Annotated in this window: 11 protein-coding genes; 5 read left to right on the forward strand and 6 right to left on the reverse strand. The window is 43.1% G+C overall.

The window, feature by feature from the left end; genetic code table 11:
* Window positions 1–7: 7 nt before the first annotated feature.
* From BMX50_RS25195 to BMX50_RS25215, 5 genes are all read right to left on the reverse strand, one after another.
* On the reverse strand, window positions 8–1,723 hold the full coding sequence (locus tag BMX50_RS25195) for a GMC oxidoreductase (protein ID WP_091216439.1): 1,716 nt from the start codon (window positions 1,721–1,723) through the stop codon (window positions 8–10).
* Between the two features lie 182 nt (window positions 1,724–1,905).
* A complete protein-coding gene (locus tag BMX50_RS25200) occupies window positions 1,906–2,640 on the reverse strand; it encodes a glucosamine-6-phosphate deaminase (protein WP_091216444.1) in 735 nt (244 codons plus the stop codon).
* Between the two features lie 3 nt (window positions 2,641–2,643).
* Window positions 2,644–3,729 (reverse strand): Gfo/Idh/MocA family protein, encoded by a 1,086-nt coding sequence (locus BMX50_RS25205; RefSeq protein WP_091216449.1) that lies wholly within the window; start codon window positions 3,727–3,729, stop codon window positions 2,644–2,646.
* A 426-nt stretch (window positions 3,730–4,155) separates the two neighbouring features.
* Complete coding sequence (locus BMX50_RS25210; protein ID WP_091216455.1) at window positions 4,156–4,401, reverse strand: hypothetical protein; 246 nt, start codon at window positions 4,399–4,401, stop codon at window positions 4,156–4,158.
* A gap of 273 nt (window positions 4,402–4,674) precedes the next feature.
* Complete coding sequence (locus BMX50_RS25215) at window positions 4,675–7,191, reverse strand: OstA-like protein (RefSeq protein ID WP_244281099.1); 2,517 nt, start codon at window positions 7,189–7,191, stop codon at window positions 4,675–4,677.
* A gap of 102 nt (window positions 7,192–7,293) precedes the next feature.
* On the opposite strand from BMX50_RS25215, the gene tilS reads away from it, so the two are divergent.
* The 3 genes from tilS to BMX50_RS25230 all read left to right on the forward strand — a co-directional run bounded on the left by tilS (window position 7,294) and on the right by BMX50_RS25230 (window position 9,775).
* A complete protein-coding gene (tilS, locus tag BMX50_RS25220) occupies window positions 7,294–8,631 on the forward strand; it encodes a tRNA lysidine(34) synthetase TilS (protein WP_091216460.1) in 1,338 nt (445 codons plus the stop codon).
* The gene (locus BMX50_RS25225) at window positions 8,628–9,110 is read left to right on the forward strand and encodes a hypothetical protein (protein WP_091216463.1); all 483 of its coding nucleotides are present in this window, start codon (window positions 8,628–8,630) and stop codon (window positions 9,108–9,110) included. Before tilS ends, BMX50_RS25225 begins: the two co-directional genes overlap by 4 nt.
* 122 nt (window positions 9,111–9,232) lie before the next feature.
* Complete coding sequence (locus BMX50_RS25230; RefSeq protein WP_143065259.1) at window positions 9,233–9,775, forward strand: transposase; 543 nt, start codon at window positions 9,233–9,235, stop codon at window positions 9,773–9,775.
* Between the two features lie 68 nt (window positions 9,776–9,843).
* On the opposite strand, the gene BMX50_RS25235 is transcribed toward BMX50_RS25230, so the two are convergent.
* Window positions 9,844–10,725 carry a LysR substrate-binding domain-containing protein gene (locus tag BMX50_RS25235; RefSeq protein ID WP_091216469.1) on the reverse strand — a complete coding sequence of 294 codons (882 nt, stop codon included), beginning with the start codon at window positions 10,723–10,725 and terminating at the stop codon, window positions 9,844–9,846.
* A gap of 143 nt (window positions 10,726–10,868) precedes the next feature.
* Here BMX50_RS25235 and BMX50_RS25240 point away from each other — a divergent pair, with 143 nt between their 5' ends.
* Together BMX50_RS25240 and BMX50_RS25245 are read left to right on the forward strand one after the other, a co-directional pair.
* Window positions 10,869–12,107: an MFS transporter gene (locus BMX50_RS25240; protein WP_208864794.1), complete on the forward strand. Its 1,239-nt coding sequence runs from the start codon at window positions 10,869–10,871 to the stop codon at window positions 12,105–12,107.
* Window positions 12,108–12,480: 373 nt separating this feature from the next.
* Entirely contained in the window at window positions 12,481–16,944 is a 4,464-nt protein-coding gene (locus BMX50_RS25245; protein WP_143065260.1) for an FG-GAP-like repeat-containing protein, read from the forward strand.
* The last annotated feature ends 61 nt before the right edge of the window (window positions 16,945–17,005 follow it).

The raw sequence follows: 17,005 nt of genomic DNA on the forward strand, positions 1-17,005 counted from the left end.
GTAAGTTTTAAATATTTCCCTTTTTAAATTCCCCAACTGCATAAGTAGCAGCCCGGGCTGTTAAAGCCATATACAAAATTGAGGGGCTTTGGTTTCCGGTAGTTGTCATACAGGCACCATCGGTAACAAACACGTTTTTACATAAGTGCAGCTGGTTCCACTGGTTCAGCAGCGATGTTTTGGGATCTTTGCCCATTCTTACCCCTCCCATTTCATGTATATCCAGTCCTGGTGCCTGTTTGTTCTCGTGCTTTTGAATATTGGTGCATCCGGCTTTTTCAAACATATCGGCAGTCTGGGTTAAAAAGTCTTTAATCATGCGTTCATCGTTATCATCATACTCAACAGATGTGATCAATAGCGGGATACCCCATTGATCTTTTTTATCCGGACTTAAACGCACGTAATTGCTGGCCTTAGGTATGGTTTCGCCCTGCAGGTACATATAAGCGCTCCAGCCGCCCGGTTCGGTAAGCGAATCTTTGTAGGCTCCTCCTATTTCGCCTTCGGCTGTTTCTTTTGGCCCCCGGTTTCGGTAAGCGCCCATAAAAGTGGTGAACCCGCCTTTATAGTCGGTTTCCTGTTTATGCAGATTGCGATAATTGGCCAGGATCAGTTCCGTTGGGTTTCGGCCAAAATAATAGCGGTCTAAAAAGCCATCCATATCGGCCGTTACCGATGCCCTGTAGTTTTGAAAAGCGATGTATTTGCCCAACAAACCATTATCATTGCCAAGCCCGTTCGGGAACCTGTTTGATTTAGAATTAAGCAGGATCAAATTGGTATTCAATGCCGAAGCATTCATGAAAATGATGCGGGCTTTGTATACAAACTCCTCTTTAGTATTGGTATCAATAACTTTTACCCCGGTAGCTTTGCCAAGTTTTTCGTCATAAATAACAGAATGAACTACCGAAAAAGGCCGTATAGTTAGATTTCCCGTTTTTTTGGCCCAGGGCAACGTTGAGCTAACCGAACTGAAATAACCACCAAAGGGACAACCGCGCATACACAAGTTGCGCGCCATGCATTTAACCCTGCCCTGATCTATATGGATCTGCTTAGGCTCGGTGATATGCGCCCAGCGGGCATGTACCAGGTGCCTGTCGGGATAATTATCTTTTATTTTTTTGCTAATGTGCCCCTGCACCGCATTCATATCAAAGGGGGGCAAAAACTCACCATCGGGCATTGCTTCAATGCCATCTTTGTTACCACAAACGCCTATAAACTTTTCTACATGCGAATACCATGGCGCCACGTCATCATAACCAATAGGCCACTCAATGCCGTAACCAAAACGTGCCGGGTTTTCAAACTCATACTTACTCCAGCGCTGGCAAGCCCTCCCCCATGTAAGTGATTTACCGCCAACCTGGTAACCACGAATCCAGTCGAACGGTTTTTCCTGTATGTAGGGGTGATCTTTATCTTTTACAAAGAAATGGGCATCATCTTCACCGTAACCAGCGGCGCGACTAATCAATGGGTTTTCTTTCAAAAAAGCCTTAGTCATTTCTCCCCGGTGCTTAAACTCCCAGGGATCCATGGTTGCTGTGGGATAATCCTTAATATGCTGCACATCCCGGCCCCGTTCAAGTACAAGCGTTTTTAAGCCTTGCTCGCAAAGCTCCTTGGCTGCCCACCCTCCGCTGATTCCCGAGCCTATCACAATGGCATCATAAGTAAACTCACCGGCAGTATTTTTAGGTTCGTCAGGCATTGGTTCAATTGGTTATGGTTAATAAACTATTTAATGGCAAATAGGTTTTATATAGAGCTGAAAGCAAAAGGCTCAAAGCACAAAGCATTCAGCCCTTAAAAGCTAAAAAACATAAAGCAGAAGGCTTAAAGCTTTTTAGCTTTCGGCTTTTGCCTTAAGCTTTAAGCTCATCATAACAGTTTTTATACTGTTATGCTCAGTTGTGCTGCCGCGGCATCGTCCATAAACACCTGCGCATTCTGCAGCGTTTTAAATATAGAAGCAGGCACATCGTTAGTAACACATCCCTGCAATGCCTGGGCAATAATGGGTGCCTTTTTACTTCCGCTGGCTATAAGTACCGGTACCGCGGCTTCGGCCAGATGACGCAAGCCGAGGGTAATACCTTCGGTTAAAACAGTATCAGTAGTAAAATACTTTTGAGCAACCTCTATAGTAATAGGAGCCAATGCCGAGTGATGTGCATACGAATGAAAATCGGCACCAGGCTCATTAAGGCCGATGTGACCGTTAAGTCCCACGCCAACCACCATCATATCCAAGCCGCCAAGTTTATCGATATGCTTATTCATAGCCTGGCATTCGGCATCCAGATCATCGGCCACAGCATTAAAAAACTTCATCTTAGCGGGCGAAATACTAAGCGGCTTAAAAAAATGCTTTTCGAGGAAGTAAGTACAACTGCCGTCATTAGTGCGATCGAGGCCAACCCATTCATCAAGTCCCACAAAGTTGGTTTGGCTAAAATCAACCAGGCCGCGGTTGGCATATTGAACCAGGTAGCTGAACATGCCGGTTGGCGAATCGCCGGAAGGGAAACAGATCAGCGCATCGGGCTTTTGATTAACCAGGGTAACTACCAAATCGGCTGCAGATTTCGACATGGTATTATAATCGGGATATATATGTAGTTTCATTTTCTATTTGTTATTGAGCCAAAGATTTACCGGTTTATCAATCTTTGCCGAAAACGGCAGCTCAATTTTTTTGCCTGCACCCGCCGACGCGTAAGCCGCGTAAATAAGTTCGAGCACGGCCCTGCCGTCTTCACCTGTTACCAGCGGAGTTTTGTTGTTTTGTACACAATCAATAAAATGCTTCAACTCATGCGGATACCCCTGGTTAAAGGCCTCTTCAAAAATGGTGAAACTCCATCCCTGCGTGGTGTCTGATTTTTCCATGGCGTAGCCATAACCATCACGACTGTATGTTACCGCAGCATTGCCCATAAACAGATCGGCATAAATAACGCCGCCAAGACCATGAATCTCGCAGCGATCATCCATACCGCCATGTTTAGCCCAGCTGTTTTCAGCTACAGCAGTCACACCGTTTTCAAACTCAACAATTATGACCGAATTATCCTCGCCTTTTGTACGGCCTTTATGAAGCACGGTACTCATACTGGCATAAACGCTTTTAGGTTTGGCATTGTCCAGCATCCACCTAAACCAGCCTAATGCATGACAGCCCATATCCATGATCACACCGCCGCCCGAAAAATTGATATCATAAAACCAATCCGAATGCGGGCCAGAATGTTTTTCGCCCTGTTTCAACATATAAATATCGCCGATAGCGCCTTCTTTTACCAGGTGCCTTGCCCGCTCATATTTTGGCGCAAAACAAAGCTCTTCGGCGTACATCAATTTTACGTTATTGGCCTTACAAACGGCAATCATTTCATCGGCTTCTTCAAGGGTAACGGCAAGCGGTTTTTCGATGATAACATGTTTGCCTGCTTTAGCTGCCTTGATGGTAGCTTCGGCGTGCAGGTAATTGGGCAGGCAGATATCTACCACTTCACAACCTGATTCGGCAAGCAGTTTGTCAATATCATCAAACCATTGGGCTATGTGATATTTTTCGGCAAAGGCTTTGGCTTTTTCGGGGTTACGGGCGTAACAGGCCACAACATCGGCTTCGGGGATAAAGCGATGGTACGATTCCATGTGGATATCGGTAATAAAACCGGCACCCAGTATGGCTACTTTAGTTTTGTTCATAAAAAGTATATATAATAACGCTGATAATTGGGACAGCGCGCAGGATTTACCTGGTTCAGAATACTATTCAAGATTAGCGAATAATATTTAAAAATTGAAAACTTTTGGAAGATGTATGTTAGTAAGCCGCTACCAGCCAGGCAGGGTTGTTTTACATCGAAGTCATTAGCAAAATGCTTATCATGCTGAGGGACGAAGCATCTTCTTCGCCCTGTACAGCGGCTCTGCCTTTTGAAGAAGATCCTTCGCTATCGCTCAGGATGACAAATTAAAAATAGGTGTCATGCTGAGCCTGTCGAAGCATAGCGGGGTGGGCCTCTGCGCACGTCCTTCGACAGGCTCAGCATGACAGGCCCTCCACACCTAATGTCATCTTACCTTCACAGAACCTGATTTTTCTCACTCAAGATGACAAAGACTTATAGCCTACCCCTCCATGATGTGTTTTTTAATAAACTCAATTGTTGATTCGGGCAGGGCATTGCCGCTGGCCTGGGTAAGACTGCCATCGGGCTGCAATTCCAGCTCGGCGTTGATGTTGTTATCGATAAAAACATGCAGCTTATTTTGTTCTTTTTCAACACGGCAAGTAAGCTCACGCTCTGAGTAATTAATCAGGAATTCGTATTTCCCATCTTTTGCGGCCGGAGTGGTGTCTTTTTGATCGATCATGGCGGTAGTGTTTATTGAGATAACACGCCATGATAAATGATGTTTCCTTTATCGACAAATAAAACAGCTGTTTAAACACGTTTTAAAAAGAGGCAGAAAAAAAAGAGATAGCCCGCCGGCTGTCTCTTTTTTAAATTTAAGTTGACTGACCTCATTATTTATCATAAAGAACTAATTGGTTAGATCGATAATAACAATTAGTCAAATATAAGCACTATAGAATTAGTAGACTAATTTTTTTGATAAAAAATGTTACTTTTTTTTCATTTTGGGTCAGTTTTTCTTAACAGATGGCGTTTTGTTAACAATACTGTCCTTTTTCTGCCCATTTCCGGGTAGTTTTGGCGCAAAATTTCTGTTTATCGTATCCTTTTTAAATTTTATCGCATTATTCTTTCCCGTATCAACTTTTAGGGTACTATCCTGCATGTTTTTTATTCCGGGGCCCTTCAGACTATCCGTTTTGAGGCTCACCCCCGGCTTAGCACTTCCGGGTTTAGCAGGAGCATTTTTTGCCGGAGATTTAGTCGCCGGTACTTTCCTACTGCGCTTTTTAATGATGTCTTCTTTTGATGCGGGGCGCTCTTTAGGTTTCCACAAAAAGCCTTTTAATATCTTATCATCTTCTTTAACCTTTTCAATAGGGATATACCGGTTTTCGGGCTTGGTTAAAAAGTAGATATCCGTAGCCTGGTTCTTTTTAAAAACGGTACGGATCCTGCTGCTCAACGATCGCTGCATGCCCGAAACTTTACCACTGTCGCGCTGAAAATAAATTGTTTCGGCATTACCAAACGTATACATCTGGTCAAGCTTATCATCCTTAAAATATCCCCGCATTTTTTTACCCGATACCTGGTTAAAATGCGTTGAATCATCTTTTTCAATATTCACGATAAATGCCGACGGAAACAGTTCGATATTATCCAGCTTTTTATGTCGCATTTGCATGTATACGGTATCGCCGCTCAACTGCGAACCCTGTGTCCAGATAATAGGGTTCACATACATACGCATGGTTGAATCGCTGTTACTATAAAATACCGAATCGGATTTAGCCTGCAGATCTGATTTAAAGATCTTAACATGGTGATGGCCGATAAGCATCCGCACGCGTGCCGTATCCTTCAAATTAACCGGGTATTGTTTAAAAACCGGGTCGCGCTGCATCTGTTCACGGGCTATGCTATCCTGCTTCGCTTTTTTAATGGCCGCAAGCGCATCCTTTTTGCGCTGCAATGAATCATTTACAGGCTTAGGCTTTCCAAAAAAGTCGCGGTGAAAGTAGCTGGTATCTTTAGGTACCTTAATATAGTAAGCAGTGAGGAACTTCGACGATTTTTTATCGGCTGCCACTTTTCGCTGCTTTAGTGTGGTATCACGCAAAGTACGTTGACGCTCCTGGTAAATTTTCTGGTTTTTATAGGTCATGATCTGCGTTTCAATGGTATCGGCAGTCATGTATATCGAATCGCGTTTGATGTGGCCGGTATCTTTCACCGCAGCTTTTACAGGTATAAGTTTTCCTGTTACTTTAGCAACGCCCGGCTTAATAGCATCAGCCACTCCGGCCAGGCTGCCAATGTTTTTTATGCCAACTTTATCTTTGTTATTTTTTAATGCCGGAGCTGCGGCTTTCAGCGCAGAATCAATCAGCTTTTCATTCCCTTTTTTAGCCTGCGTTGCTGCTTTTATCAATGCATCGGCATTGGCATCTTTATTATTTTGTAAAGCGCCCTGCACCAACTTAGTTGCCATATCAACATTGGCACTATCTTTTTTACCTATAGCAAAAGGCTGCTTAATAGGCATGGTATTGGCCGGGGCCTTGTGGCTGCTGTCGGGCTTTATGGCGCCGGCAATTTTGGTAAGATCGGTTATATTTTTAGCAGATGCTTTGGCATTCTTATTTGCAACAGGTAATTGCTTAACTGTGGTATCGGTTTTACTGGTATCCTTTTGCTCGGAGATCAATACCACGTAAGCATTTTCGGTAACAACGGTTTTTTCCTCGGCCCTGAAATAAGTACCCAGGTCCCCTTTTATAGTTACTTTTTGTTCCCTGTCTTCAAAGGTGATATTCTTTACTGCGCGGCCGTAACCTTTCAGCTTATCGTAAAAAAGACTGTCGCCTTTTAACGATTTGGTGCCTTGCCTGTATGAGTTTTTCTTACCAAAATACGCCTGTTCGGTAACAGTGTTATATAAACCGTTCTCGGTATACAGGGTATCCTTGTCTTTAGTACCGTAAATATTGGTTGGGCCGAAAAAATAGGCAATACGTGTGCCCGTGTTATACTTAAGGGTATCGTTTTTTATCAATGCATCGGGCGTAGTAAGTACCACATCGTACCTGAAATATGAATCGCGGCTGAAAGCAAAATAGTAACCGTTTTTACTGGTAAGCACGTTATCCTTGTTCACCAGCTTTCCACCACCGGTATAGGTACCTATGCGGCTGGCTGTATTATAGGTAAGATAGTTGGTAGTAAGCGTAGCATCACGATCAACCATTTTAACATTATCGGTAAGGATGGCCGTTTTGGTATTACCGTTGTAATTAAGCTTATCCGAAAATATATTCAGCGTATCGCCCTGGTTTATGTTTACGTTACCAAAAGCATCAAAAGCATTTTCGTTTGGATAAAAGTAAGCACTATCTGAGCGAAGGAGCGAGTAATCCTGCTTAAACACACCTTTATACACCTTGATCAGCTGCCTGCCGTTAACCTTTGTGCCGGTGCTTCGTTCAGATTGTATCAGGTTTACAATTGATTTTTTTTGAGCCATAGCTGCAGTTGCTATCGCCAAAAACAAAAAGCATAAAACGTATTTCCTCACAATGGCAAAATTAGTTTTTTGTTGGGGTTATTAAATTAATAATTTTGATGAATGCTGCCAGTTAATCAGTTTGTTAATTTTATTGAGCAAAACAGCTTATTTACACCCACTACCAAAATATTGGCGGCTGTAAGCGGCGGCATCGATTCTGTTTTAATGGTGCACCTGCTTAATACTGCAGGCTATGATTTTGGCATTGCCCATTGTAACTTTCAACTGCGCGGTGATGAAGCCCTGCGCGACCAGGCCTTTTGCCATGATCTGGCAACAACCCTCAATGTACCTTTTCATACTGTTAACTTTGATACAGAGCAATACGCTGCAGACAACAAGATATCCATACAAATGGCAGCCCGCGATTTGCGTTATCAGTGGTTTGACACTATAAGTCAGCAATCAGGTTATGAGGTTGTTGCGCTTGCTCACCACCAAAACGATACTATCGAAACAATATTGTTAAACCTTACACGCGGTACCGGAATTGCCGGCTTGCACGGCATTTTACCAAAAAACGGTAAGCTGGCGCGCCCGCTATTGTTTTTGACACGGGATGAGATACAGACCGTTGTTACTGCCGAAGGTTTAAATTTTGTAGAGGACAGCTCCAATGCTTCAGCCAAATATGCCCGCAATAAGATCAGGCTGGAGGTTGTACCAAAGCTGAAGGAATTGAACCCAGCGCTCGAAAAAACTTTTGAAAACAGCCTGCTCCATTTCCGCGACCTGGAACTATTGCTTGAATTTAAGCTTGATGAAATAAGACAGACGCTGCCGCAGATACGTGATGATGCTATCTATTTTCCAATTAACGAAGTAAAAAAACTTAGCCCCAAAAGGCTGCTTCTTTTTGGATTGCTGGATGAGTACGGTTTTAACGAAGCTACCATTGATGACCTCATTGCATCGCTCGATAAACACTCCGGCCGGATATTTGAATCAGGAACACATACGCTATTCCTCGATCGCGATAGTATTATCCTTAAACCCAAAGCTGCTACACCTCCTGCCGAAGTTATTATCAACGCTACAGACCACGAGGCAAATTTTGGCGTTTATAAGCTTAACCTGTTACATGATGATAGTCCGCTGATTATAAAGAATAATCCCTTTGCGGTATCCATTGATGCTGATAAGCTGGTTTATCCGCTAAAAATGCGTACATGGTATGAGGGCGATTCTTTTTTCCCTCTGGGAATGAAGGGCAAAAAGAAACTGAGCGACTTTTTCATTAACCAGAAAGTGCCGCTGCACCAAAAGGAGGAAATCCCTATCCTTGTAAATGGCAACGGTGAAATTATGTGGATTGGCGGCTATCGCTCCGACGAAAGGTATAAAGTAAGTGATAACACTAAAAAAGTTACTATCTTCGAACTGTTTAAACTAACATGAGCGATAAATCCGTTTTTACCGAAAAACAATACCTTGGCCGGGAATTTATACCGCTAACCATACGCCTGGTTTTAGCCATGTTTTGTTTTGCAGCCTACTTTTTTACCGACGAACGCGAACGCAACGGCGATTTGCTGGTTGTAGTAGGCTTTTCCATCATCATTATTTCTATCATTCTGGGCTTCCTACTGCATTTCCGCACCCGCGTAGAAAACAAAAGTGTTATGCTTGATGGATTATGGACAACCAAACTGGTAAAAATAGATTTGAACAGCATTGTTAAGGTTGAAAAAGGCACTTACAGCCGTTACATGTTCAATAACCCGGTTTATAACCTGCACACCAAAGGCACTATTCGCTTTTTCACATCGGGCAACGAAGCCATTCATCTTACCGATCGCGATGGCCTGCTTTATATCATCGGTTCCAAACACCCTAATGAGTTTTTAAGGGCGATAAGGGAAGAGATGAGAAAGTAATCCGCGTTAGTCGCAAGGCCACGGCCACAGGGGAGTAAAGAAAAAACGCCAATTCTTCTATGTAGAGACGCATAATTGCGTCTCCCGTAGGACAAGCAAAAATTATATCTTGGATGATGCGCATGGATGATAAATATCAAGGTAAATACCGCACATTGTCGCCTCGCTTAACGGGATGGGATTACGGATCACATGCTTTATATTTTGTAACTATTTGTACGCTCAACCGAGTCCCATATTTTGGTGATATCTTGTCGCGGGAAGACAACGGAGAAGGATTTTTACAAACCTCAATTATAGGTGATGCCGCTCATGTTAATTGGTTAAAAATCCCCGAGTTTAACCCATATGTTGAACTTGATGAATTTTTAATAATGCCTGACCATTTACATGGAATACTGTTTTTCAACAAACCTCATAAATCTACCTGGGAGGTAAATAAATTTGGAGTTCAAAAAGATAACCTGGCTTCTGTACTTCGCGGTTATAAATCATCAGTAAAAAAATTTGCGAATGATAACAACATCGATTTTGCATGGCAGCCTCGCTATTATGACCGGGTAATTAGAAATGACCGTGAACACATTAATATAAAACAATATATCTATGATAATCCAAATAATTGGGTTAATGGTAAAGAAGATTTCGACAATTTATATATCTGATTAAGGTTTATATGGAGGCTCTGTATACTCGGAGACGCAATTATGCGTCTCTACACAGAAGAAGGCCTCTATTCACTCTCCATCACCTTCATCAACTCCTCAATAAATAAAATAGCTGCCCGTTTACGGTAAACACCTTTTTGCCAGAGGATGTATGATTGCCGTTTGATATCTTTTGATTCGATGGGAATGGCGGTTACTTTATTCCAGCCTATGATGGCTTTTTCGTTCAGGATAGTTGCCCAATGACCATTCTCAACCAGGGCCAGTAATGAATGCACATCATTAAGCTCAATTTTAATATTGGGTACTATCTTTTTGCGGTTGAACAGATCATTAATAAAATCGCGCGAACTGAAACCTTTTCCCGGCAGGATGAGGTCAAGCTTAGCCAATTCTTCAAGACTTACTTTTTTGAGCTGGGCCAGCGGATTATTTTTTGAAACCACCATGACCACGCTCGAGCTAAACAATTCCTGCATTTCCAGGTCTTCATCATCGCTTTCGTTATGGAAGGCGAGGATCATATCCAGCTCGGCCAGCCGTAGTTTTTTTTCCAGTTCCTCGGGGCTGCCATAAGTGATAAAAATCTTGATACCGGGATATTTGGTACTGAACGGTGCCAATGCTGGTAGCAACAAAGAAGTAAAAGCATATGAAACACCGAGGTTTAACTCACCGATGGTGGCATTCTGCAACTCGCTGATGGCTTGCCTGCTTCGCTGCACATCGTTAAGAATTTTGCGGGCATGGGTTAAAAATATATGCCCGGCTTCGGTGATACGTACATGTTTGCCTATCCTGTCGAACAGCAGCATGCCCAGCTCCTCTTCAAGTTGCTTGATTTGCTGTGATAACGTGCTTTGTGTTATAAACACAGCTGCCGCTGCCTCAGTGAAGTTCATGGTTTCGGCAGCCTTAACAAAGTATTGCAGTTGACGCAATTCCATAATCAATCGTTTTTCCCTATCAATCCTATTAAAATAATCTATTTTACAAATGTATTGATATGGGCGATATTTGCAGCATAAAACAATTCAATAGTCTTGCATTAAGTACTCCCCTGAATTTGCTTTTGTTATGAATTGAACAAATGAATGTGTTTCGCTCTTTAAAGTACCGTAATTTTAAACTGTTTTTTTACGGTCAGTCAATCTCCCTCATTGGCACATGGATGCAAAAAACGGCAGTGAGCTGGCTGGTTTATCGCCTTACAGGTTCAGCCCTTTTACTGGGAATAGTAAGTTTTGTGAGCCTGATCCCATCGCTTATATTAGCTCCTTACGCAGGCAGTATTGTTGACAGGCATAACCGTTACCGCATTTTGGTTATTACCCAGGTGGTATCCATGCTGCAGGCTGGGGCATTTGCTTTCATGATCTTTTTCAAGATCTATAATATACCAGCTATTATTGGGTTAAGCCTGCTGCAGGGTATTGTAAACGCCTTTGATGTTACCTGCCGCCAATCGTTAATGGTGGATATGGTTGACGACAAAGCAGATCTGCCTAATGCCATTGCCCTAAACTCAACCATGACCAACCTCGCACGTATTGCGGGCCCGGCCATCGCAGGTATCGTATTGAGCGCTTTCGGCGAGGATGTTTGTTTCTTCGGTAATTTTCTGAGCTATATCCCCGTACTCACCTGTTTATTTATGATGAAGCTGAATACCATAGTACCGGTACGTTCAAAAAAAAGCATCTGGACAGAGTTGCAGGAAGGCTTCAGATATGTATCAGGCGACAGCGACCTGAGCAGCATGATCCTGATGCTTACAGCAAGCAGCCTGTTTGTGATACCATTTAATACACTGATGCCGATATTCGCCAAAGACCTTTTTAATGGCGATGCCAAAACTTTCAGCTGGTTTGAGAGCGCAGCTGGTTTAGGTTCGGTGATCAGCGCGGTGTACCTGGCAAACTTAAAGAGTAATAAAAACCTGGTAAAGATCATGTCGATAGCAAGCCTCATCTTCGGTACAAGTGTGCTGATGGTGGCTTATGCAGGGAAACTACCGTTTGCCTTGGTATTCATGGTATTTACCGGGGTTGGTATGATGGCGCAAACATCAGCCATTAACACCTACATCCAAACACACGCTATCCCGGCTATGCGGGCAAGGGCTATCAGCTATTATGTTATGGCTTACCAGGGCATGATTCCGGTAGGCAGTTTGATGGCCGGCTGGCTGGCCAACGAGCTCGGTCCGCGTAGGGCTGTTTGTATTGAGGGAATCATTGGCGTATTAGCTACCGCATTGTTCGTATTGTATAAAAGAAGACAAGCTGCCGGTGAAAGTGTAGAAGGAAAAGCAGCGTTGGCCAAATAAATTTATTTCATCTACCTGTTTAAATTTCAAATGCAAAAGCCTTTTCAGTTTTGAAAGGGCTTTGTTATGAAAGCGTTATTGGTTCAACGCCATATTAGCCCCGCAGCAGCATGATTTAACGCTTGCCCAAATTCATCAGTAGGCCGCAATTGTTTATGCTGATTTAGTTTAACCGATAAATTATGGCATTTTCTTAATAGCGTGCGGTAAAGCAGGTTTACAATTTGGACGTTCTACCAGAGAGCCCATTACTTCTTTTGAATGCAATGTGATTTTTATCAACCATAAAAATTAAACAGCATCATTTTGCCTATAGCGAAAGTTTGCCAAATCATAATTGGTTTTATATATTTATACCAGCCTTATCCAAATTATGAGTAAACTTTACGTATCATTTTGTCTGCTTTTCCTTTTAGCATTCCCTATATTTTTATCTGCACAATCTTGGAAACCCTTTGGTGCGGATGAAACTGTTGGCCCTGGCCCGGGTTTCGCGGCTTCTAACACTATTGCTATTTCGCCAGATGGCACTCCTTATATTGCTTTTACCGATAATGCCAACGAAAACACCATTACCATAAAAAAATTTGACGGCAAAAAATGGGTACAAGTGGGTATTAGTATTAATGATGGTTATTATTCCTCGGGGCCTGCACTTGCATTCGGAACTGATGGTGCTCCGTATATTGCTTATATGCCCAGTATTGCTGATAAAAATTATGTTACGGTTGCCATCCGGAAACTTGTAGGCGACAACTGGGTAAAAGTTGGTTACCCCATTGGCACGGGCATATATCCCAGCCTTGCCGTTGGTCCGGACAATACGCTATACTCAGGGTTTTCCACAGCTTATGGCGGCGGCTTAGCTGTTAGGAAGTTTACCAACGCCTGGGAAAATGCAGGTGATCTGGATGATGTGTCAGGGTCGCCGCTGGTAAGCAATAAGATCGCCATTACTGCAGATGGCACTCTGTACGCGGCCTACGCGGCTATAAAAAATAAGAATAGAGTATCAGTAAAAAAATTGGTAAACGGCAAATGGCAGCTTGTTGGCGAGAATGGGTTTAGCAACACAGGGGCTACTAATGTTACCATGGCGCTAACTGCCGATGGCACGCCTTACGTAGCTTACCAGGATTCAACTGTAGGAAGCGCCGCAGTGGTGCAGCAGTTTAAAAACGGGGCGTGGACAGTGGTTAGTACAACGGGGCTTTCAAAAGGTGCTGCCAATTATATTAATATGGCCATGGCACCGGATGGTACGCCATACATCACTTTTTGCGATGCGGGCGACAAAGATAAACCGGTAGTGAAAAAATTGAGCGGAGGCAACTGGACAAGTGTTGGCCCTACTTACCTGCCGGAATATAAGGCGACTTACACCAGTATCGCCATTTCCAAAAACGGCATACCCTATCTCACATACTCTGATTATAATATGGGATCAAAGCCATTGGTGAAAATTTTCACCAATGGCCAGTGGACAAACGTTGGGGCAAATAGTCTATCCATCGGGGCATCAAGCAACGTAATTTTGAAAGTGACCAAAACAGGTTTGCCTTACGTAGCCTTTAATGATGCATTTAACAACGGCAAAGCATCGGTTAAACAATATGTGTCAGGAAGCTGGCAATATACGGGCACGCCAACCATATCACAGTCAGGCATTTTTTCAGCAAATCTGGATATGGATATTGGGCCGGACGGGACACCATATGTGATTTACCGCGATTCGAGCCAATCCTCATGCGTGGTTAAAAAATATAATGGCACAGGCTGGATAAATTTAGGAAGCAATATTGCCCCATATGGTGGTAATAATTTTAAAATAACTGTTGCACCCAACGGTACACCTTATATAGCTTATGCTGATAATCAATATGGAGACTTAATATCGGTGCAAAAATTCAGCAACGGGAGCTGGGTTTATGTAGGCAAGGCCGCATTTTCTGCAAATAATGTAGCTAACGTTAATATCGCCATTGATAAAAATAATGTACCCTATGTTGCTTATTTGGATGTTTTATCTAACAGGCCCAATGCCAAACGCTTTAACGGAACCACCTGGGTAACGGTCGGAACGGAAAACTTTATCCAGGATGCTGTGCGGGATATTAACCTTTTGATAGGCCCGGACGGCACTCCTTACATGGCATTTTATGATATCACAACCGAAGAAATTATCGTTAATACATTTACTAATAATAGCTGGCAGCCTTTTGGCGGCCCTACCGGATCGTACAAGCAGTCAAACGCGCCCAAAATGTTATTTAACCCGAGCGGGCAAATGTACCTTGCTTTTTTACAGTATAATTCATTAAACAGCTATACCGATGGACAACTGCTTAAATTAAGCCAGGGCGCATGGTCTGATGCCGGCAGCGCCGGGATGATACCATATTCAGGCACCGATCATTCTATAGCTTTCGCCCCCAACGGCGATCCGGTGTATGCCTATATAAATGGCCTCATCTACGTACGCACTAAAACCGTCGACAACATGTTAGCCCCCCCGGTAGTTAACACAATTTTACCCAGCCTGGGCAGTATTGGCACAATAATAACTATTACCGGTTATAACTTTAGCAACGCCTCATCGGTGAAAATCGGCACCAGCAATGCGGCGTCGTTTACTGTAGTTTCGCCAACAATCATTACAGCTACAGTAGGTATGGGCGCCACCGGTCCGGTCACTATAACCACACCAAACGGTACAGTCGCTTTTAACCAGTTTACATACACAGCACCGCAACCGGTTATCAAGTCTTTTTCTCCTTTTTTTGGCGATGTTAATTCAATAATAACAATCAAAGGCGAAAACTTTAACCCAACCGCTGCCAACAATTTAGTTTACATTGGCGCTGTAGCAGCCACGGTTATCACAGCAACTAATAACACCCTAACCGTAAAAGTGCCCGAAGGTGCAACTGCCGGGCCACTTACCGTAACCGTGAACCAATTAACCGCATATGCCCCGGGAGTTTTTAATGTCACTTTTAAATCACAAAACACCTTTACCCCAGCTACATTCGCTGTTAAACAGGATGTCGGTAACGTAAACCAGGCATCATGGGTAAGCGTGAAAGATATGGATACCGATGGCAAGCCCGATGTTATAATCAACGGTGGGGGCACATCGGTTTTAAGCAATATCAGTACAAGAAATACACTGTTTTTCAAAAACAACTTTAACGAAAACCGGGGCGGTGAATACATAACCACCGGCGATTTGGATGGGGATGGCAGAGCCGATTTGGTGACTGCAAACGGAGTATCCGTCCAAACCTATAAAAACAATAGTACACCAGGTAATACCTCGTTCCTAACCTATGGACAAGTTATACAACCGGCCGACTATGCGCGTGGTGCTTTAGTGGGAGACATTGATGGCGACGGCCGGCCCGATCTTGTATCTTTCGGCGGTATTGGTGTTGCCATGGGCGTGTTCCGGAACGGCGGTACAGAAAAGGACTATACTTTTTTTGAAGATCAAGTTACAGTTACCAATGAAAGTTTTTTGTTTGATGCTAATTTATCAGATATTGACGGTGACGGTAAGCCTGATTTGGTAGTTATATTGCCAGACTTTTTAAATTTGGAAGCTTACGGCTATATAACAGTTTTCAAAAATACCAGCACTATTGGCAGGATCTCTTTCGTTCCTGTGGTATTCCCAACCAGATTATATACGGGCAAAAGACCGGGCAACATTGCTGTAGCTGATATTGACAATGATGGCAAGCCTGAAATTATTGTGCCCAATACCAAATCAAATACCGTTTCGGTTTTTAAAAACACCAGCACTAAAAATCAAATCAACATTGTTAAAGGCGTTGAATTTGCAGCAGGCACAGGCCCTGCTTCAATCGCCGTTGCAGATTTGGACGGCGATAGTTTGCCCGATCTTGCAGTTGCGAATCTCAGCAGTATATCTGTATTAAAAAATACAAGCACAGCAAACGGAATTAACTTTGCGGCTAATGTTGACTATAAAACCAATTACCAGCCAAGCAATATTGCGGCCGCCGACCTTGACGGCGATCAGGCTCCTGAATTAATTGTTTCAAATTATCTTGGCAACAATGCCACAATATTTAAAAATAACATTATCCAGTTTAACTTACCCACCAATAACTTTATCATATCTATCGTAAGCGCTACCTGTAAGGGCAGCGCTAATGGAGCAATTAATATCGGCGCGGCTCAAGCCTTCGGTTACACCGCTACGCTTACCGGAAACAGTTTAAACAAAACACTGCCATTTACTACCACCGGAACATTTAATAATCTGCCCGCCGGCACCTATAATTTGTGCATTACCATGGCCGAGCAAAGTGGTTATAAGCAATGTTACGACGTAGTGATTTCGGAGCCCAAAGATCTGGCGGTGTATTCGACTGTGAACACAGAAGACAAAACAGTAAACCTGGCACTAACAGGTGGAACGATATATAATATCAACCTCAATGGTATTAACTATACCACTACTAATAGCAATATCAACCTGCCGCTTAACGCGGGCAACAATAAACTCGGTGTAACTACCGATAAAGAATGCCAGGGCATAATACAAAAAATAATAAACCTGTCGGGCGTTATCAGTCCATATCCGGTACCGTTCCAAAATACGCTAAATGTAAATATTGGCCTTACCCCGGTAAACACCATATCTGTACAAATATATGCCGTAAGCGACGGCCGCCCGGTGTACAACAAACAATTCAACAACCAGGCCGGGGTATTACAACTGGATGTTACAGGTTTTAAAACCGGGGTTTATTCCCTGCATCTAAGGTTGGATGGTAACGAAAATATTTTTAAAGTAATTAAGCAATAAGTTAGGATTATTGCAACTCTACAATATTGCGCATCCACAAAAAAGCCCTCTCAAAACTGAA

Source organism: Mucilaginibacter gossypiicola, assembly GCF_900110105.1.
Lineage (GTDB): Bacteria > Bacteroidota > Bacteroidia > Sphingobacteriales > Sphingobacteriaceae > Mucilaginibacter > Mucilaginibacter gossypiicola.

Excerpts from the sequence above, each read along its gene's own strand:
- BMX50_RS25195 (WP_091216439.1), bottom strand. The coding sequence starts at position 1,723 with ATGCCTGACGAACCTAAAAATACTGCCGGTGAGTTTACTTATGATGCC.
- BMX50_RS25200 (WP_091216444.1), bottom strand. The coding sequence starts at position 2,640 with ATGAAACTACATATATATCCCGATTATAATACCATGTCGAAATCTGCA.
- BMX50_RS25205 (WP_091216449.1), bottom strand. The coding sequence starts at position 3,729 with ATGAACAAAACTAAAGTAGCCATACTGGGTGCCGGTTTTATTACCGAT.
- BMX50_RS25210 (WP_091216455.1), bottom strand. The coding sequence starts at position 4,401 with ATGATCGATCAAAAAGACACCACTCCGGCCGCAAAAGATGGGAAATAC.
- BMX50_RS25215 (WP_244281099.1), bottom strand. The coding sequence starts at position 7,191 with ATGGCTCAAAAAAAATCAATTGTAAACCTGATACAATCTGAACGAAGC.
- tilS (WP_091216460.1), top strand. The coding sequence starts at position 7,294 with ATGCTGCCAGTTAATCAGTTTGTTAATTTTATTGAGCAAAACAGCTTA.
- BMX50_RS25225 (WP_091216463.1), top strand. The coding sequence starts at position 8,628 with ATGAGCGATAAATCCGTTTTTACCGAAAAACAATACCTTGGCCGGGAA.
- BMX50_RS25230 (WP_143065259.1), top strand. The coding sequence starts at position 9,233 with ATGGATGATAAATATCAAGGTAAATACCGCACATTGTCGCCTCGCTTA.
- BMX50_RS25235 (WP_091216469.1), bottom strand. The coding sequence starts at position 10,725 with ATGGAATTGCGTCAACTGCAATACTTTGTTAAGGCTGCCGAAACCATG.
- BMX50_RS25240 (WP_208864794.1), top strand. The coding sequence starts at position 10,869 with ATGAATGTGTTTCGCTCTTTAAAGTACCGTAATTTTAAACTGTTTTTT.
- BMX50_RS25245 (WP_143065260.1), top strand. The coding sequence starts at position 12,481 with ATGAGTAAACTTTACGTATCATTTTGTCTGCTTTTCCTTTTAGCATTC.